General features: G+C 41.9%; 24 protein-coding genes. All 24 read left to right on the forward strand.

From position 1 onward, the window contains the following. Positions 1-137: 137 nt before the first annotated feature. The 24 genes from QS39_RS02400 (at position 138) to purN (ending at position 18,884) form a co-directional block, all read left to right on the forward strand. Positions 138-1,307 (forward strand): pyridoxal phosphate-dependent aminotransferase, encoded by a 1,170-nt coding sequence (locus QS39_RS02400; RefSeq protein WP_000366342.1) that lies wholly within the window; start codon positions 138-140, stop codon positions 1,305-1,307. After that, complete coding sequence (gene recO / locus QS39_RS02405) at positions 1,304-2,074, forward strand: DNA repair protein RecO (RefSeq protein WP_077804533.1); 771 nt, start codon at positions 1,304-1,306, stop codon at positions 2,072-2,074. The genes QS39_RS02400 and recO overlap by 4 nt, the downstream gene beginning before the upstream one ends. Continuing rightward, positions 2,071-3,063 (forward strand): phosphate acyltransferase PlsX, encoded by a 993-nt coding sequence (plsX, locus tag QS39_RS02410; RefSeq protein WP_077804534.1) that lies wholly within the window; start codon positions 2,071-2,073, stop codon positions 3,061-3,063. The genes recO and plsX overlap by 4 nt, the downstream gene beginning before the upstream one ends. 5 nt (positions 3,064-3,068) lie before the next feature. Further along, positions 3,069-3,305 (forward strand): acyl carrier protein, encoded by a 237-nt coding sequence (locus tag QS39_RS02415; protein ID WP_000136444.1) that lies wholly within the window; start codon positions 3,069-3,071, stop codon positions 3,303-3,305. A gap of 333 nt (positions 3,306-3,638) precedes the next feature. Continuing rightward, the gene (locus tag QS39_RS02420; RefSeq protein ID WP_077804535.1) at positions 3,639-3,818 is read left to right on the forward strand and encodes a class IIb bacteriocin, lactobin A/cerein 7B family; all 180 of its coding nucleotides are present in this window, start codon (positions 3,639-3,641) and stop codon (positions 3,816-3,818) included. Between the two features lie 19 nt (positions 3,819-3,837). After that, positions 3,838-4,032, forward strand: coding sequence for a ComC/BlpC family leader-containing pheromone/bacteriocin (locus QS39_RS02425; protein WP_001108707.1), 195 nt, complete (start codon positions 3,838-3,840; stop codon positions 4,030-4,032). Positions 4,033-4,058: 26 nt separating this feature from the next. Further along, positions 4,059-4,271 carry a hypothetical protein gene (locus QS39_RS02430; protein ID WP_077804536.1) on the forward strand — a complete coding sequence of 71 codons (213 nt, stop codon included), beginning with the start codon at positions 4,059-4,061 and terminating at the stop codon, positions 4,269-4,271. 9 nt (positions 4,272-4,280) lie between these two features. Further along, positions 4,281-4,502, forward strand: coding sequence for a hypothetical protein (locus QS39_RS02435; protein ID WP_077804537.1), 222 nt, complete (start codon positions 4,281-4,283; stop codon positions 4,500-4,502). 210 nt (positions 4,503-4,712) lie between these two features. Further along, positions 4,713-4,841, forward strand: coding sequence for a smi_0059.1 family bacteriocin-like peptide (locus QS39_RS02440; RefSeq protein WP_000658219.1), 129 nt, complete (start codon positions 4,713-4,715; stop codon positions 4,839-4,841). Positions 4,842-4,852: 11 nt separating this feature from the next. Next, positions 4,853-5,008 (forward strand): hypothetical protein, encoded by a 156-nt coding sequence (locus QS39_RS02445; protein WP_001004583.1) that lies wholly within the window; start codon positions 4,853-4,855, stop codon positions 5,006-5,008. 33 nt (positions 5,009-5,041) lie between these two features. Next, a complete protein-coding gene (locus tag QS39_RS02450) occupies positions 5,042-5,236 on the forward strand; it encodes a class IIb bacteriocin, lactobin A/cerein 7B family (protein WP_000180831.1) in 195 nt (64 codons plus the stop codon). 27 nt (positions 5,237-5,263) lie between these two features. After that, a complete protein-coding gene (locus QS39_RS02455; protein ID WP_023940558.1) occupies positions 5,264-5,464 on the forward strand; it encodes a hypothetical protein in 201 nt (66 codons plus the stop codon). A gap of 8 nt (positions 5,465-5,472) precedes the next feature. Beyond that, entirely contained in the window at positions 5,473-5,640 is a 168-nt protein-coding gene (locus QS39_RS02460) for a class IIb bacteriocin, lactobin A/cerein 7B family (protein WP_001047583.1), read from the forward strand. Positions 5,641-5,643: 3 nt separating this feature from the next. After that, entirely contained in the window at positions 5,644-5,859 is a 216-nt protein-coding gene (locus QS39_RS11245; protein ID WP_077804538.1) for a bacteriocin immunity protein, read from the forward strand. A gap of 80 nt (positions 5,860-5,939) precedes the next feature. Next, positions 5,940-6,119 carry a hypothetical protein gene (locus QS39_RS02470; RefSeq protein ID WP_077804539.1) on the forward strand — a complete coding sequence of 60 codons (180 nt, stop codon included), beginning with the start codon at positions 5,940-5,942 and terminating at the stop codon, positions 6,117-6,119. 77 nt (positions 6,120-6,196) lie between these two features. Beyond that, positions 6,197-6,403, forward strand: a complete 207-nt coding sequence (locus tag QS39_RS02475) for a bacteriocin immunity protein (protein WP_077804540.1) — start codon at positions 6,197-6,199, stop codon at positions 6,401-6,403. A gap of 387 nt (positions 6,404-6,790) precedes the next feature. Continuing rightward, entirely contained in the window at positions 6,791-6,979 is a 189-nt protein-coding gene (locus QS39_RS11250) for a hypothetical protein (RefSeq protein WP_000756559.1), read from the forward strand. 300 nt (positions 6,980-7,279) lie between these two features. Then, positions 7,280-9,433 carry a peptide cleavage/export ABC transporter ComA gene (gene comA, locus QS39_RS02490; protein ID WP_077804541.1) on the forward strand — a complete coding sequence of 718 codons (2,154 nt, stop codon included), beginning with the start codon at positions 7,280-7,282 and terminating at the stop codon, positions 9,431-9,433. Between the two features lie 12 nt (positions 9,434-9,445). After that, complete coding sequence (comB, locus tag QS39_RS02495; protein ID WP_077804542.1) at positions 9,446-10,795, forward strand: competence pheromone export protein ComB; 1,350 nt, start codon at positions 9,446-9,448, stop codon at positions 10,793-10,795. Positions 10,796-10,965: 170 nt separating this feature from the next. Then, a complete protein-coding gene (purC, locus tag QS39_RS02500) occupies positions 10,966-11,673 on the forward strand; it encodes a phosphoribosylaminoimidazolesuccinocarboxamide synthase (RefSeq protein ID WP_180374987.1) in 708 nt (235 codons plus the stop codon). A gap of 56 nt (positions 11,674-11,729) precedes the next feature. After that, a complete protein-coding gene (locus QS39_RS02505; protein WP_077804543.1) occupies positions 11,730-15,455 on the forward strand; it encodes a phosphoribosylformylglycinamidine synthase in 3,726 nt (1,241 codons plus the stop codon). 93 nt (positions 15,456-15,548) lie between these two features. After that, positions 15,549-16,991 (forward strand): amidophosphoribosyltransferase, encoded by a 1,443-nt coding sequence (gene purF / locus QS39_RS02510; protein WP_049522364.1) that lies wholly within the window; start codon positions 15,549-15,551, stop codon positions 16,989-16,991. A gap of 322 nt (positions 16,992-17,313) precedes the next feature. Further along, positions 17,314-18,336, forward strand: coding sequence for a phosphoribosylformylglycinamidine cyclo-ligase (gene purM / locus QS39_RS02515; protein WP_077804544.1), 1,023 nt, complete (start codon positions 17,314-17,316; stop codon positions 18,334-18,336). After that, the gene (purN, locus tag QS39_RS02520; protein ID WP_077804545.1) at positions 18,333-18,884 is read left to right on the forward strand and encodes a phosphoribosylglycinamide formyltransferase; all 552 of its coding nucleotides are present in this window, start codon (positions 18,333-18,335) and stop codon (positions 18,882-18,884) included. The genes purM and purN overlap by 4 nt, the downstream gene beginning before the upstream one ends. The last annotated feature ends 16 nt before the right edge of the window (positions 18,885-18,900 follow it).

An 18,900-nucleotide genomic window follows, 5' to 3' on the forward strand; every position in this document is an offset into this window, starting at 1 on the left:
ATAAAATACCTTACCATTATAGACCTATAAACAGGAAAAGTAAAGTAGAAAGAGGAAAAGCTATTCTATCATGTATTTTTGCGGTCGGGGGGCTTTTGTAGTATAATAGAGATACGTTTTGAAAGTAGGAGGTATCTATGGACTTAACTAAGCGCTTTAATAAACAGTTAGATAAGATTCAAGTTTCGTTGATTCGTCAGTTTGACCAGGCTATTTCTGAGATTCCTGGAGTCTTGCGTTTGACCTTGGGGGAACCTGATTTTACAACGCCAGATCATGTCAAGGAGGCGGCCAAGCGAGCGATTGACCAGAACCAATCCTACTATACAGGGATGAGTGGTCTACTGACTCTACGTCAGGCAGCTAGTGACTTTGTTAAGGAAAAGTACCAACTGGACTATGCTCCTGAAAATGAAATCTTGGTTACAATTGGGGCGACAGAGGCTTTATCTGCTACTTTGACGGCTATTTTGGAAGAGGGAGACAAGGTGCTCTTGCCAGCTCCTGCTTATCCGGGTTATGAACCGATTGTCAATCTAGTTGGGGCAGAGATTGTCGAGATTGACACAACTGAAAATGGGTTTGTCTTGACTCCTGAAATGTTGGAGAAGGCCATTTTGGAGCAGGGTGACAAGCTCAAGGCGGTTATTCTCAACTATCCAGCAAATCCGACAGGAATTACCTATAGCCGGGAGCAGTTGGAAGCCTTGGCAGCTGTTTTACGCAAGTACGAGATTTTCGTTGTCTGTGATGAGGTTTACTCAGAATTGACCTACACAGGCGAAGCCCATGTGTCTCTGGGAACTATGTTGAGAGACCAAGCTATTATTATCAATGGTCTATCTAAATCGCATGCCATGACAGGTTGGCGTTTGGGGCTGATTTTTGCTCCTGCAGCCTTCACAGCCCAGTTAATCAAGAGTCACCAGTACTTGGTGACTGCCGCAAATACCATGGCTCAACATGCTGCCGTGGAAGCCTTGACAGCTGGTAAAAACGATGCGGAGCCTATGAAGAAGGAATACATCCAGCGTAGGGACTATATTATCGAGAAAATGACTGCTCTTGGTTTTGAGATTATCAAACCAGACGGTGCCTTCTATATCTTTGCTAAGATTCCAGCGGGCTACAATCAAGACTCCTTTGCTTTTCTAAAGGATTTTGCTCAGAAGAAGGCCGTTGCCTTTATCCCTGGAGCTGCCTTTGGGCGTTACGGAGAAGGCTATGTGCGTCTGTCTTATGCAGCGAGCATGGAGACTATCAAAGAAGCCATGAAACGACTTGAGGAGTATATGAGAGAAGCATGATTCAGTCTATCACGAGTCAAGGCTTGGTGCTCTACAATCGCAATTTTCGTGAGGATGATAAGCTCGTCAAGATTTTTACTGAGCAGGCTGGTAAGCGGATGTTTTTCGTCAAACATGCTGGCCAGTCTAAGCTGGCACCTGTTATTCAGCCCTTAGTGTTGGCACGATTTCTCTTACGAATCAATGATGACGGACTTAGCTACATCGAGGACTATCATGAGGTAATGACTTTTCCCAAGATTAATAGCGATCTCTTTGTCATGGCTTATGCGACCTACGTGGCAGCTCTTGCAGATGCTAGTTTGCAGGACAATCAGCAGGATGCTCCCTTGTTTGCTTTTTTGCAAAAGACTTTGGAGTTGATGGAAGCTGGCTTGGATTATCAAGTCTTGACCAATATTTTTGAAATCCAAATCTTGACTCGATTTGGGATCAGTCTCAATTTTAATGAGTGTGTCTTCTGCCATCGGATCGGTCAGGCTTTTGACTTTTCTTTCAAATATGGAGCCTGCCTCTGTCCAGATCATTATCATGAAGATGAGAGACGTTGCCATCTCAATCCCAATATCCCCTATCTGCTCAATCAATTTCAAGCCATTGATTTTGAGACCTTGGAGACCATTTCGCTCAAGTCTGAAATCAAGCAAGAGCTACGCCAATTTATGGATCAACTCTACGAAGAGTACGTTGGGATTCACCTAAAATCAAAGAAATTTATTGATTCCCTAGCAGACTGGGGACAATTACTAAAAGAGGAAAAGAAATGAAAAAAATCGCAGTAGATGCCATGGGAGGCGATTACGCACCTCAGGCCATCGTTGAGGGTGTCAATCAAGCTCTGGCTGACTTTTCAGATATTGAGGTTCAACTCTACGGAGATGAAGCTAAAATCAAGCAATATCTGACAGCGACAGAGCGCGTCAGCATTATCCATACGGATGAGAAGATTGATTCAGACGATGAACCTACGAGAGCTATTCGAAAGAAGAAAAATGCCAGTATGGTATTGGCGGCCAAGGCTGTCAAAGAGGGTGAAGCAGACGCTGTTCTCTCAGCTGGGAATACAGGTGCTTTGTTGGCGGCTGGATTCTTCATCGTGGGTCGTATCAAGAATATCGATCGACCAGGGCTTATGTCGACCTTACCGACTGTAGATGGGAGAGGTTTTGACATGCTTGACCTCGGTGCTAATGCGGAAAATACAGCCCAGCACCTCCATCAATACGCGGTTCTAGGGTCTTTCTATGCTAAAAATGTTCGTGGCATTACGCAACCACGCGTTGGCTTGCTCAATAACGGAACAGAGAGTAGTAAGGGCGACCCGCTTCGTAAGGAAACCTATGAATTACTAGTGACTGATGAAAGTTTAAACTTTATCGGAAACGTGGAAGCGCGTGATTTGATGAATGGCGTTGCGGATGTTGTTGTGGCAGATGGTTTCACGGGAAACGCTGTGCTCAAATCCATCGAAGGGGCAGCTATGGGAATCATGGGCTTGCTCAAGACCGCTATTACAGGTGGTGGTCTCCGAGCGAAACTAGGCGCCCTCCTTCTCAAGGACAGCCTCAGAGGTTTGAAAAAACAGCTCAATTACTCAGATGTTGGTGGAGCGGTCTTGTTTGGTGTCAAGGCACCTGTTGTCAAGACTCATGGCTCAAGTGATGCCAAGGCTGTTTATAGTACGATTCGTCAGATTCGTACCATGCTAGAAACAGACGTAGTTGCCCAGACTGCGCGTGAATTTTCAGGAGAATAAAAGAGATGACAGAAAAAGAAATTTTTGACCGTATTGTGACCATTATCCAAGAGCGACAGGGAGAGGACTTTGTCGTGACAGAATCCTTGAGTCTGAAAGACGATTTGGATGCGGACTCAGTTGACTTGATGGAGTTTATCTTGACACTGGAAGATGAATTTAATATCGAAATCAGCGATGAGGAAATTGACCAACTCCAAAGTGTAGGAGATGTGGTAGAAGTCGTCAAAAGTAAAGAATAGCAAGAAGCAACATGCAAGTCGTGTTGCTTTTTTATTGTCAGGGAAAATAAAAAATTTAGAACTTTTAGTGGGAATTACGAATAGATAGGTGAGGAAGAAAAAGAGGAGTATTTATGTATGTGACTGGTTTTTATCCGTGGTTTATTAAGTTATTTTTTAAATAAAATTTAATTTCGTTGTACATTTTCGAATTGTTTTTCGAATAGATAAGTAAGAGGAAAAGGAAGGAGATTAGAAATGATTATTTCAGTTATTTATCCAATCTGGCTATTTAAGTGGCTTAGAGGATAAACATTAAACATATAAAAATATATACAAATTGAGGAGAAAAATATGACAAATTTTGACAAAATGGAACAGAACTTTGTAGCTCTTACAGAAGAAGAGTTGATGAATGTGGATGGAGGATTCTTTGGTCCTGTATTGTTTACTATTTGGGGAACAAAAGTATTAGTCGGCCATGCTCTATCAGCAGGTGTAGCAGTAGGTTTTGCTGCTCTAGCTACTAATTAATAGATGAAGGGGATAGATAATGAATTATAACTTTGAAAATATGAAATCAGATGAATTGGAAAAAATTTCAGGTGGCTCTGTAGTAGGTGCTCTTGCGTTAGCATGGGGTGTAACCAAGGCGCTTGGAATCATTGGTGGTACAGCTGTTTCTGTTTACGTTGCAGGAAAAAGCGTTAAAGCAATAGGCGATTGGGGACTTTCAAGATTGCGATAATTTTTTAATACTTATGAGGTGATTCAATGAAAAATGAAATAACTAGAGTAATAAAAATTGTTTTATTGTTTGTCTCTATGGCTATCATGAATTTGATGTTGCTTGGAATATTAGCTATGCTTGGTTTTTCTTTGACGGGCAGTGTGGATAGTTACCTCATGCCACCTTTATTTTCTACTCTTGTGTTGTTCTTCATTAACAAGATGATAACAAGGTTAGACAGACAGAAGGAAAAATAAGAGCTTGCTATGAAAAAATTTTTATTAGGTTTTGTTTTAACAGCTTACAGCATATTATTAATTTATTCTCTATTTAATTTAGAAAAGGTATCGTTGGAGAGCTGTATTTTGTTAGTAGCATTGACATACTATATTAATAAAAAAGAAACATTTAAACCCAAAGTGAATTATACTAATAATATTTTAGGAAGTGATCATCAGTTTACAGTAATGACAGAAAAAGAACGATAATCAATGAAAACAAGAACAGGACACAGAGCCTCGTAAAAGGTATATTACCGGAGGTTTATCTGCTGTAGATCTAGTTACATGGGATTACTATATCTAAGATAAAACACTTTGGAGAAATCATAAATTTTCAAATAAAATTTAATTTAGTTGTACATTTTCGAATTGTTTTTCGAATAAATAAGTGAGAAGAAAAAAGAAAGGAATAAAATAATGAAAGAACATTACTATGGATTTGTTGAGCTAACGTCGGAAGAATTGACCGATATTCAAGGTGGAGAAAATTGGGCGAAGACCCTTGCAGATTGGTACATTGGATTTCGTAGAGGTTTAGGTTTTTAGGAGGATAAGCGATGAATGAAATGAATGATAAGTATACTATTGAAGTATTAAAGGAAAGCGACTTAGCTTTGCTGGTGGGTGGTAGCAAGGAAAGTTATCAACGGGGTCTAATTACAGGTCTATTGATACGCGGTGTATTTATTGGAACCCCATTTTTTAGAAGATAAGATTTAGAAAAAATAGAACAATAGGAGAAAAAGATGACAAATTTTGACAAAATGGAGCAGAACTTTGTAGCTCTTACAGAAGAAGAGTTGGTGAATGTAGATGGGGGAGCATTACCTCTTGTAGTCGCTGGAGTATCTATTTGGAAGATAGGTGCAGCAGTAGCAGGTGGAGCAGCAGCGCTTTTTGCTGGTGGAGCAGCTTTAGGGTATTATGCGAATAGACCATAATCTGATTGTAGTCAGAGAGGCATTTCTATGTTTTTAAAAAAAGAAGTGATATTATTAGGGGTATTGTTATCGCTACGTATTATTTTTACTATCGTTCAAATTTTAATTGACTATAAAATATTATCAGGACAGTATAGTGTAAATTTTATGGATATTTCAGAAGTATTTACTTATCCAATACTCATTTTAATTATTTACATAGCAATAAAATATAATACAAAGGAGTAATGACGAATATGAACTTAGAACAATTTTATCAATTATCTGACGATGAATTAGTGGGAACAAAAGGTGGTTTTGGTCTTGCGGAAGCAGTTGGGATTGCAGGAGTACTGAATGCTGCTGTACAAATTTTTAATGCTGGTTACAAATTTGGTTCAGATTTGGCTCGTCGTGGGCGTTAGATAATGAATAATCGCAACCTTAATCTCAATACATTGTTACCTAAATTAGCCACGATATGTCCTTTGTTGGGAATAGCTCTTAATGTCGCGCTTCATGTGATTCGTACAGGTTCGTTAGTATCCTTTAATTGGCAATGGACTTTAGTTGGTTTGCTTTTCGCAGGATATTTTGGTATTTTTCGCAAAGATTTGTCAAAAAATAATCAAAACTATAAATGAAGAACATGAATCAAAAGGATTTTGTGTATATGAATGGTAGCGTTTTTCCGCCATTCTTGTCAGGTAAATAGGAGCTTTCTATGAAAACATTTTTATTAGGTTTTGCTGAGGGTTATTTTACCGTATCGTTCATAATCTACATCGCAACGTATTTGATTTTGAGAAATCCAATCAATACCCTATTTTATCCAGAAATTTACCCCGTTTTATTTGGACTCTTTTATCTAGGATATAAGGTCAATAAAAAGCAAGTAGAGTGAGCAGTTAGGAATGACTTGTTAGTCTGTGCTAAAATGACTAGAGTATAATCTAAGAATGCATCACATTGGAGTTTAATATGAAATTTGTTAAATCAATACTGAAAGTTTGGCCTGAAATTATGGTATTACTTAGTTCAATGTCTTATATCATCATCAGATTAGTAGCTGATATGAATAAAGTATCTTTACCTACTTGGCTTGATAGTTTCAATATACCAACGATTGCATTATTTGTGATGGTATTCATTCTTTTATATAGAAGTAAAGAAAAAAAGAATGGATAAATTTGAGGCAGTAGACGCTCTATAGGGAATAGGTGTCTTATAGTAACGAATCAAAAAAGGAGTAACTATGAATCGTAATTTAGAACGGTGTTATCTATTCTGACTATGAATAGATCATACCAGAGGTGGCTTAGAAATAACAGGGACATTAGAAATTGAAGTAATAAATAGGATGTCGTAAAGGTTACTATCAATGATTTATTTGTCCCAAGCTTGCCTAGGGTGTCAGAAAAAAATCATTTTCCTTTCAATAGCATATTTTTAGTAGGTAGGACGTTTGTTCTGCCTATTTTTTGCCCCAAAAAGTGCAGTTGAGGTGTTTATTTAGAGTTTTACATATATTTTTGATAAAATAGTTATAGAAATTAGGAAAGTTGAATAAAAGAAATGAAGAAGGTTTTAGGATATTTTTTAGTATTTGTTTTTCTATTTTTGATGAATATTTTTATCTTTAAGATACTAGCAACTCTGGGATTTCAGCTGACAATGAGTGAAAAGAGTTATATTGTACCACCGCTGTTTTCGATTATCGTTTTGTATATGATTGACAAAAGAATTAGGAAGAAAAAGAAATAAATATATATTTTAGGTAGGACGTTTGTTCTACCTATTTTTTATCTTAAAAGTGCAGTTGGGAGGGAGATAGGCGCATTTGGGGAGGAAGTCCAGATTTTGTTTGGGGATTGGGGTAAGATAGGTATTATCAGATGAGTTTATACTCTTCGAAAATCAAATTCAAACCACGTCAACGTCGCCTTGCCGTATATATGTGACTGACTTCGTCAGTCCTATCTACAACCTCAAAACAGTGTTTTGAGCAGCCTGCGGCTAGTTTACTCTTTGATTTTCATTTAGTATTAGAAAAAGGAGATGAATATGAAATTTGGGAAACGTCACTATCGTCCGCAGGTGGATCAGATGGACTGCGGTGTAGCTTCATTAGCCATGGTTTTTGGCTACTATGGTAGTTACTATTCTTTAGCTCACTTGCGAGAATTGGCCAAGACGACCATGGATGGGACGACGGCTTTGGGCTTGGTCAAGGTGGCAGAGGAGATTGGCTTTGAGACGCGAGCGATTAAGGCGGATATGACGCTCTTTGACTTGCCAGATTTGACTTTTCCTTTTGTTGCCCATGTGCTTAAGGAAGGGAAATTGCTCCACTACTATGTGGTGACTGGGCAGGATAAGGATAGCATTCATATTGCCGACCCAGATCCTGGGGTGAAATTGACCAAACTGCCACGTGAGCGTTTTGCGGAAGAATGGACAGGAGTGACTCTTTTTATGGCACCTAGTCCAGACTACAAGCCTCATAAGGATCAAAAGAATGGTTTGCTCTCTTTTATCCCTATATTAGTGAAGCAGCGTGGCTTGATTGCCAATATCGTTTTGGCAACACTCTTGGTAACCGTGATTAATATTGTGGGTTCTTATTATCTGCAGTCTATCATTGATACCTATGTGCCAGATCAGATGCGTTCGACACTGGGGATTATTTCTATTGGGCTGGTTATCGTCTATATCCTCCAGCAGATCTTGTCTTACGCTCAGGAGTATCTCTTACTTGTTTTGGGGCAACGTTTGTCGATTGATGTGATTTTGTCCTATATCAAGCATGTTTTTCACCTGCCTATGTCCTTTTTTGCGACACGCAGGACAGGGGAAATCGTGTCTCGTTTTACAGATGCTAACAGTATCATTGATGCGCTGGCTTCGACCATTCTTTCGATTTTCCTAGATGTGTCAACGGTTGTCATTATTTCTCTTGTTTTATTTTCACAAAATACCAATCTCTTTTTCATGACCTTATTGGCACTTCCTATCTACACAGTGATTATCTTTGCTTTTATGAAGCCGTTTGAAAAGATGAATCGGGATACCATGGAAGCCAATGCGGTTCTGTCTTCTTCTATCATCGAGGACATCAACGGTATTGAGACTATTAAGTCCTTGACCAGTGAAAGTCAGCGTTACCAAAAAATTGACAAGGAATTTGTGGATTATCTGAAAAAATCCTTTACCTATAGTCGAGCAGAGAGTCAGCAAAAGGCTCTGAAAAAAGTTGCCCATCTCTTGCTCAATGTCGGAATTCTCTGGATGGGGGCTGTTCTGGTTATGGATGGCAAGATGAGTTTGGGGCAGTTGATTACCTATAATACCTTGCTTGTTTACTTTACCAATCCTTTGGAGAATATCATCAATCTGCAAACCAAGCTTCAGACAGCGCAGGTTGCTAATAACCGTCTGAATGAGGTCTATCTGGTAGCTTCTGAGTTTGAGGAGAAGAAAACAGTTGAGGATCTAAGCTTGATGAAGGGAGATATGACCTTCAAGCAGGTTCATTACAAGTATGGCTATGGTCGAGATGTCTTGTCAGATATCAATTTGACTATTCCCAAAGGTTCTAAGGTGGCTTTTGTGGGGATTTCGGGGTCAGGTAAGACGACCTTGGCCAAGATGATGGTTAATTTTTACGACCCAAGTCAGGGAGAGATTAGTCTGGGTGGTGTCAATCTCAATCAGATTGATAAAAAAGCCCTGCGCCAGTATATCAACTATCTGCCTCAACAGCCCTATGTCTTTAACGGAACGATTTTGGACAATCTTCTTTTGGGAGCCAAGGAAGGGACGACTCAAGAGGATATCTTACGGGCGGTCGAATTGGCAGAGATTCGGGACGACATTGAGCGGATGCCACTGAATTATCAGACAGAGTTGACTTCGGATGGGGCAGGGATCTCAGGTGGTCAACGTCAGAGAATCGCTCTGGCGCGTGCTCTCTTGACAGATGCGCCGGTCTTGATTTTGGATGAGGCGACCAGCAGTTTGGATATTTTGACAGAGAAGCGAATTGTCGATAATCTCATGGCTTTAGACAAGACCTTAATTTTCATTGCTCACCGCTTGACCATTGCTGAGCGGACAGAGAAGATTGTTGTTTTGGATCAGGGCGAGATTGTTGAAGAAGGGAATCATGCTGATTTACTTGCACAGGGTGGTTTTTACGCCCATTTGGTGAATAGCTAGAAAGAGGAGAGGATGAAACCAGAATTTTTAGAAAGTGCGGAGTTTTATAATCGTCGTTACCATAATTTTTCCAGTCGGGTGATTGTACCCATGTCCCTTCTGCTCGTGTTTTTACTTGGCTTTGCAACATTTGCAGAGAAGGAGATAAGTTTATCAACTAGAGCTACTGTCGAGCCTAGTCGTATCCTTGCAAATATCCAGTCAACTAGCAATAATCGTATTCTTGTCAATCATTTGGAAGAAAATAAGCTAGTCAAGAAGGGGGAGCTTCTTGTTCAATACCAGGAAGGGGCAGAAGGTGTCCAAGCGGAGTCCTATGCTAGTCAGTTAGACATGCTTAAGGATCAAAAAAAGCAATTGGAGTATTTGCAAAAAAGTCTGCAAGAAGGGGAGAACCACTTTCCAGAGGAGGATAAGTTTGGCTACCAAGCCACCTTTCGCGACTACATCAGTCAAGCAGGCAGTCTTAGGGCTAGTACATCGCAACAAAATGAGACCATCGCGTCCCAGAATGCAGCAGCTAGCCAAACCCAAGCCGAAATCGGTAACCTCATCAGTCAAACAGAGGCTAAAATTCGCGATTACCAGACAGCTAAGTCAGCTATTGAAACAGGCGCTTCCTTGGCCAGTCAGAATCTAGCCTACTCTCTCTACCAGTCCTACAAGTCTCAGGGCGAGGAAAATCCGCAATCTAAGGCACAAGCGGTTGCGCAGATTGAAGCGCAGCTTTCTCAGTTAGAATCTAGTCTTGCTACTTACCGTGTCCAGTATGCAGGTTCAGGTACCCAGCAAGCCTATACGTCAGGCTTAAGTAGTCAATTGGAATCTCTTAAATCACAACACTTGGCTAAGGTTGGTCAGGAATTGACCCTTCTAGACCAGAAAATCTTGGAGGTGGAGTCAGGTAAGAAGGTACAGGGAAATCTTTTAGACAAGGGGAAAATTACGGCGAGTGAGGATGGGGTGCTTCATCTTAATCCTGAGACCAGTGATTCTACCATGGTTGCAGAAGGTACCCTACTAGCCCAACTCTATCCATCCTTGGAAAAAGAAGGGAAAGCTAAACTAACAGCTTATCTTAGTTCAAAGGATGTAGCAAGAATCAAGGTCGGTGATTCTGTTCGCTATACTACGACTCATGATGTCAAGAATCAACTTTTCCTAGATTCTACTATTACAAGTATTGATGCGACAGCTACTAAGACTGAGAAAGGGAATTTCTTTAAAATCGAGGCGGAGACTAATCTAACTTCGGAGCAGGCTGAAAAACTTCGATATGGGGTGGAAGGCCGTCTACAGATGATTACGGGCAAGAAAAGTTATCTACGTTATTATTTGGATCAATTTTTGAACAAAGAGTAATGTTCGTGTTTTTAGAGTTAAATAATTTTTAAACTGTGAGAAAGATCCTTCTTGCAGTTTTTTTCTTTACAATTTTTGAAACGAACCTATTATTTATTCGTTTAAATTCTTGTATTTTTTGGTTTTTTATGGTAGAATGTGCTCAAGTAATACGAAAGGCGAACTTTAAAATGTCAAAACAATTGATCTATTCGGGAAAAGCTAAAGATATCTATACAACTGAGGATGAAAATCTTATTATTTCAACTTACAAGGACCAGGCGACTGCTTTCAATGGTGTTAAGAAGGAGCAGATTGCGGGTAAGGGAGTGTTGAATAATCAGATTTCATCTTTTATTTTTGAGAAATTAAATGCGGCTGGTGTGGTGACTCACTTTGTGGAGAAGCTTTCAGATACAGAACAACTCAATAAAAAGGTTGAGATTATTCCTTTGGAAGTCGTGCTCCGCAACTATACTGCTGGTTCCTTTTCAAAACGTTTTGGTGTGGATGAGGGAATCGCCTTGGAGACTCCGATTGTCGAATTTTACTATAAAAATGATGATTTGGATGATCCATTCATCAATGATGAGCATGTGAAATTCCTACAAATTGCGGATGACCAGCAAATCGCCTACTTGAAGGAAGAAACTCGTCGAATCAATGAACTCTTGAAAGCCTGGTTTGCTGAGATTGGGCTTAAGTTGATTGACTTTAAGCTAGAGTTCGGTTTTGACAAGGATGGCAAGATTATCTTGGCAGATGAATTTTCACCAGATAATTGCCGCTTGTGGGATGCAGATGGCAACCACATGGATAAGGATGTTTTCCGTAGAGGTCTAGGTGAATTAACAGATGTTTACGAAATTGTTTGGGAGAAATTGCAGGAATTGAAATAACAATCTCAAGGTCGTTTGGAACCATTGCAAGAGCTGAAATAAAGGAATAAGGATTGATGGATAAACGTATTTTTGTTGAAAAAAAGGCTGATTTTCAGGTCAAGTCAGAGAGTTTGGTGAGAGAACTCCAGCATAACTTGGGACTTTCAAGCTTGAAAAGTATTCGCATCGTGCAAGTGTATGATGTCTTTGATTTGGCAGAGGACTTGTTTGCGCCTGCAGAGAAACATATCTTCTCTGAGCAGGTGACAGACCATGTCTTGGATGAAGCTGCTGTGCAGGCGGATCTTGCCAACTATGCTTTCTTTGCCATTGAAAGCCTACCAGGGCAGTTTGACCAGCGTGCAGCATCTTCACAGGAAGCCTTGCTTTTACTAGGAAGTTCGAGTGATGTGACGGTCAATACAGCCCAACTTTACTTGGTGAATAAAGATATTGATGCGACTGAGTTGGAAGCGGTCAAGAACTACCTGCTCAATCCAGTGGATTCTCGTTTCAAGGACATCACAACAGGGATTGCCAAGCAGGAATTTTCAGAGTCGGACAAGACCATTCCGAAATTGACTTTCTTTGAAAGCTATAGGGCAGAAGACTTTGGTCGCTACAAGGCCGAGCAGGGCATGGCAATGGAAGTGGATGATTTGCTCTTTATCCAAGACTATTTCAAGTCTATTGGACGTGTGCCAACTGAGACTGAGTTGAAGGTTTTGGACACTTACTGGTCTGACCACTGCCGTCACACGACTTTTGAGACAGAGTTGAAACATATTGATTTCTCAGCTTCTAAATTCCAAAAGCAATTGCAGGCGACTTATGACAAGTATATTGCCATGCGTGAGGAGTTAGGGCGTTCTGAAAAACCACAAACCTTGATGGATATGGCGACTATTTTCGGTCGTTATGAACGTGCTAATGGTCGTTTGGACGATATGGAAGTGTCAGACGAGATTAACGCTTGCTCTGTTGAAATTGAAGTGGATGTCAATGGTGTGAAAGAACCATGGCTTCTCATGTTCAAAAATGAAACCCACAACCACCCAACGGAAATCGAACCATTTGGTGGCGCGGCTACTTGTATCGGTGGTGCCATTCGTGACCCATTGTCAGGTCGTTCCTATGTTTACCAAGCCATGCGTATCTCTGGTGCGGGTGATATTACAGCACCGATTTCGGAAACTCGCGCTGGGAAATTGCCACAACAGGTCATTTCTAAAACAGCGGCTCATGGTTATTCTTCGTATGGGAACCAAATTGGTCTGGCGACGACTTATGTTCGTGAATACTTCCACCCAGGCTTTGTAGCCAAACGCATGGAGCTAGGTGCAGTTGTTGGTGCGGCTCCTAAGGAAAATGTGGTTCGTGAAAAACCAGAAGCGGGTGATGTGATTATCTTGCTCGGTGGTAAGACTGGTCGTGATGGTGTCGGTGGTGCGACAGGGTCTTCTAAGGTTCAAACGGTTGAGTCTGTAGAGACTGCTGGAGCTGAGGTCCAAAAAGGGAATGCTATCGAAGAACGTAAGATTCAACGTCTATTCCGTAATGGTGATGTCACACGTCTTATCAAGAAATCCAACGACTTTGGCGCTGGTGGTGTCTGTGTAGCTATTGGCGAATTGGCAGATGGTCTTGAAATCGACCTTAATAAGGTGCCTCTTAAATACCAAGGCTTGAATGGTACCGAAATTGCCATCTCTGAATCACAAGAACGGATGGCGGTCGTGGTTCGTCCTGAAGATGTGGATGCTTTCGTTGACGAATGTAACAAAGAAAATATTGATGCTGTTGTCGTTGCGACAGTTACTGAAAAACCAAATCTTGTCATGCACTGGAATGGTGAAACCATTGTCGACTTGGAACGTCGTTTCCTTGATACCAACGGTGTGCGCGTGGTCGTTGATGCCAAGGTTGTGGACAAGGATGTCAAGCTTCCAGAAGAACGTACAACAAGCGCTGACACACTTAAAGCAGATACCCTTGCGGTTCTATCTGACCTCAACCATGCGAGTCAAAAAGGCTTGCAGACCATCTTCGACTGTTCGGTCGGTCGTTCAACGGTCAATCACCCACTTGGTGGTCGTTACCAACTCACACCAACTGAGGCTTCTGTGCAGAAATTGCCAGTTCAACATGGTGTAACTCATACCGCATCCGTCATGGCTCAAGGATTCAATCCATATGTGGCGGAATGGTCTCCATATCACGGTGCGGCTTATGCAGTTATCGAAGCGACTGCTCGTTTGGTTGCTGCGGGTGCCAACTGGTCTAAGGCTCGCTTCTCTTATCAAGAGTATTTCGAGCGCATGGATAAACAAGCAGAGCGTTTTGGTCAGCCAGTAGCAGCTCTTCTAGGATCTATCGAAGCACAAATTCAGCTTGGCTTGCCATCTATCGGTGGTAAGGATTCTATGTCTGGTACCTTTGAAGAATTGACCGTACCACCAACCTTGGTTGCCTTTGGGGTGACCACGGCAGATAGCCGTAAGGTGCTTTCTCCTGAGTTTAAGGGTGCTGGTGAAAACATCTATTACATCCCAGGTCAAGCACTCTCAGCAGAGATTGATTTTGACTTGATTAAGTCTAACTTTGCTCAGTTTGAAGCCCTTCAAAAGGCTCACAAAGTAACAGCAGCTTCAGCTGTTAAATACGGCGGTGTGCTTGAAAGTTTGGCACTTGCTACTTTTGGAAATCATATCGGTGCAGAGGTGATCTTGTCTGAACTTGAAACAGCTTTGACAGCTCAATTAGGTGGATTTGTCTTCACATCTCCTGAAGAAATTGCTGGAGTAGAGAAGATTGGACAAACAAGTGCAGACTTTACACTCCTTGTCAACGGTGTGAAGCTAGATGGACACAAACTTGACAGTTCCTTCCAAGGCAAATTGGAAAAAGTTTACCCAACAGAATTTGCCCAAGCGAAAGAACTGGAAGAAGTTCCAGCTGTGGCATCAGATGTTGTGATTAAAGCCAAAGAAAAGGTTGAAAAACCTGTGGTTTACATCCCAGTCTTTCCAGGAACCAACTCAGAATATGATTCAGCCAAGGCCTTTGAAAAAGAAGGTGCAGAGGTTAACTTGGTGCCATTCGTGACACTTAATGAAGAAGCTATTGTCAAGTCAGTCGAAACTATGGTTGACAACATCGGTAAGGCTAACATTCTCTTCTTTGCAGGTGGTTTCTCGGCTGCGGATGAACCAGATGGTTCAGCTAAGTTTATCGTCAACATCCTGCTCAATGAAAAAGTGCGTGTAGCTATTGATAGCTTTATCGTCCGTGGTGGCTTGATTATCGGTATCTGTAATGGATTCCAGGCCTTGGTAAAATCAGGCCTCCTACCATACGGAAACTTTGAAGATGCTACTAGTACTAGCCCAACCCTCTTTTACAATGATGCCAACCAACACGTGGCCAAGATGGTGGAAACTCGCATTGCCAACATCAACTCACCATGGTTAGCTGGAGTGCAAGTGGGCGATATCCATGCTATTCCTGTTTCACACGGTGAAGGGAAGTTTGTCGTGACGGCTGAGGAATTTGCGGAGCTCCGTGACAATGGTCAAATCTTTAGCCAATACGTTGACTTTGATGGAAAACCAAGTATGGACTCTAAGTACAATCCGAATGGTTCTGTCCATGCCATCGAAGGAATTACCAGCAAGAATGGTCAAATCATCGGTAAAATGGGACACTCAGAACGTTATGAGGATGGTCTTTTCCAAAATATCCCAGGAAATAAAGACCAGCACCTGTTTGCGTCGGCGGTTAAATACTTTACTGGAAAATAAGACTTACAGATTTTCTAATAGATAGTATTAGTAATGTAAAAGTCATGTAGATTTAGCTCTTGGTGCTACACAAATAAAAATTAGGTATATAAAATGACATACGAAGTAAAATCTCTTAATGAAGAATGTGGTGTTTTCGGTATCTGGGGACATCCAGATGCTGCTAAGTTGACCTATTTTGGTCTCCATAGTCTTCAGCACCGTGGTCAGGAGGGGGCAGGAATCCTCTCCAATGATCAGGGGCAATTGAAGCGCCATCGTGACATGGGACTTTTATCAGAAGTCTTCAGAAATCCTGCTAACTTAGATAAATTGACAGGAACTGGTGCGATTGGGCATGTGCGTTACGCGACTGCTGGCGAAGCTTCTGTAGATAATATCCAGCCCTTCCTCTTCCGTTTTCACGATATGCAGTTTGGGTTGGCTCATAATGGAAATCTGACCAATGCAGCCTCTCTCAAGAAAGAACTGGAAGATAGAGGAGCGATTTTCAGTGCGACTTCGGACTCGGAAATCTTGGCTCATCTCATTCGTCGTAGTCATAATCCTAGTCTGATGGGCAAAATCAAGGAGGCACTCAGTCTTGTCAAAGGTGGCTTTGCTTACATCTTGCTATTTGAAGATAAGTTGATTGCTGCTCTTGACCCAAATGGTTTCCGTCCACTTTCTATCGGGAAAATGGCTAATGGAGCGGTGGTTGTTTCCTCTGAAACCTGCGCTTTTGAAGTCATTGGTGCAGAATGGATTCGTGATTTGAAGCCAGGTGAGATTGTCATCATTGATGACAAGGGCATCCAGTATGATAGCTATACAGACGATACTCAGTTAGCGATTTGTTCTATGGAGTATATCTATTTTGCTCGCCCTGATTCTAACATTCATGGTGTCAATGTCCATACGGCTCGCAAACGTATGGGTGCCCAATTGGCGCGTGAATTCAAGCATGAGGCAGATATCGTGGTCGGTGTGCCCAATTCTTCCCTCAGTGCGGCTATGGGATTTGCGGAAGAGTCCGGGCTACCAAATGAAATGGGCCTCATCAAGAACCAATACACCCAACGTACCTTTATCCAACCGACTCAAGAATTGCGGGAGCAAGGGGTGCGGATGAAACTGTCTGCTGTTTCTGGTGTTGTCAAAGGCAAGCGTGTAGTTATGATTGATGATTCTATTGTACGTGGAACAACCTCTCGTCGGATCGTTCAGCTCTTGAAAGAAGCTGGTGCGACTGAGGTTCACGTTGCCATTGGTAGTCCAGCGCTAGCTTATCCATGCTTCTACGGGATTGATATCCAGACCCGTCAGGAGCTGATTGCGGCCAATCATACGGTCGAAGAAACTCGCCAAATCATTGGTGCGGACAGTCTGACCTATCTGTCTGTTGAAGGTTTGATTGACTCAATTGGGATCGAAACAGATGCGCCAAATGGCGGTCTCTGTGTCGCTTATTTTGATGGTGATTACCCAACGCCTCTCTACGACTATGAAGAAGATTATCGTCGAAGTTTGGAAGAAAAGACTAGTTTTTACAAATAGACAATAGATCCTCCATTAAAGAAAAGGAATATAAAAATGACAAATAAAAATGCTTATGCTCCACGTCTCACTACTGACTAAAAGCTAAAGCATTTGTCAGTAGACGCTTTCTCCTGTGGGGCAAAGCTAGAACCCTGACTAGTATTTTTATACTCTTCGAAAATCAAATTCAAACCACGTCAGCTTCACCTTGCCGTACCCAAGTACAGCCTGCGGCTAGCTTCCTAGTTTGCTCTTTGATTTTCATTGAGTATTAGATAAAATAATTGTTTATCTAAAAATACGTCGCAGTCTTTCCCAAAAAAAGAAAAGGAAAAATAAAATGGCAAATAAAAATGCGTACGCTCAATCTGGTGTGGATGTTGAAGCGGGTTATGAAGTTGTTGAACGGATTAAAAAGCACGTGGCTCGTACGGAGCGTGCAGGTGTCATGGGAGCTCTGGGAGGCTTTGGTGGTATGTTTGACCTTTCAAAGACTGGGGTTAAAGAACCCGTCTTGATTTCAGGAACTGATGGTGTCGGAACCAAGCTCATGTTGGCTATCAAGTACGACAAGCATGACACGATTGGGCAGGACTGTGTGGCCATGTGTGTCAATGATATCATCGCTGCAGGTGCGGAGCCTCTCTATTTCCTCGACTATGTGGCGACAGGGAAGAATGAACCAGCTAAGCTAGAACAAGTGGTTGCTGGTGTGGCAGAAGGTTGTGTGCAGGCAGGCGCTGCCCTCATCGGTGGGGAAACAGCTGAAATGCCGGGCATGTACGGCGAAGATGACTATGACTTGGCTGGTTTTGCGGTCGGGATGGCTGAAAAATCTCAAATTATTGACGGCTCAAAGGTGGCAGAGGGAGATATTCTGCTCGGACTTGCTTCAAGTGGGATTCACTCCAATGGTTACTCACTCGTCCGTCGTGTCTTTGCGGACTATACAGGTGAGGAAGTCTTGCCAGAATTGGAAGGCAAGCAACTCAAAGAAGTCCTTCTTGAGCCGACTCGTATCTATGTCAAGGCTGTCTTGCCGCTCATCAAAGAAGAGTTGGTCAACGGCATTGCCCACATCACTGGTGGTGGCTTTATCGAAAATGTCCCTCGTATGTTTGCAGCTGACTTGGCTGCTGAGATTGAAGAAGACAAGGTTCCAGTCTTGCCAATCTTCAAAGCTCTTGAAAAATATGGTAAAATCAAACATGAAGAAATGTTTGAAATCTTCAATATGGGTGTGGGGCTCATGCTGGCAGTTAGCCCTGAAAATGTAGGTAGTGTCAAAGAATTGTTGGATGAACCAGTCTATGAAATTGGTCGCATCGTCAAGAAAGAAAACGAAAGTGTCATCATCAAATGAAAAAAATAGCGGTTTTTGCCTCTGGTAATGGCTCAAATTTTCAGGTGATAGCGGAACAATTTCCAGTAGAGTTTGTCTTTTCAGACCATCGTGACGCCTATGTGCTCGAACGTGCAGACAAGCTCGGCGTTCTGTCCTATGCTTTTGAACTCAAGGAGTTTGAGAGCAAGGCAGACTACGAAGCGGCCCTTGTCGAACTCTTGGAAGAACACCAGATTGACTTGGTTTGTCTAGCAGGCTACATGAAAATTGTTGGGCCTACTTTACTGGCAGCTTATGAAGGCAGGATTATCAACATTCATCCAGCCTACTTGCCAGAATTTCCAGGAGCTCATGGGATTGAGGATGCTTGGAATGCTAACGTTGCTGAGAGCGGCGTGACCATTCATTGGGTGGATTCAGGTGTGGATACAGGAAAGGTTATCAAACAAGTGCGTGTGCCACGACTAGCTGATGATACCATTGACAGTTTTGAAGAACGGATTCATGAAGCGGAATATCAGCTCTATCCTCAAGTGTTGGAATGTTTGGGAGTAGGGAGAAGATAAGAAGTAAATCAAATTT

The sequence above is a fragment of the Streptococcus mitis genome, assembly GCF_002005545.1.
Taxonomy (GTDB): domain Bacteria; phylum Bacillota; class Bacilli; order Lactobacillales; family Streptococcaceae; genus Streptococcus; species Streptococcus mitis_I.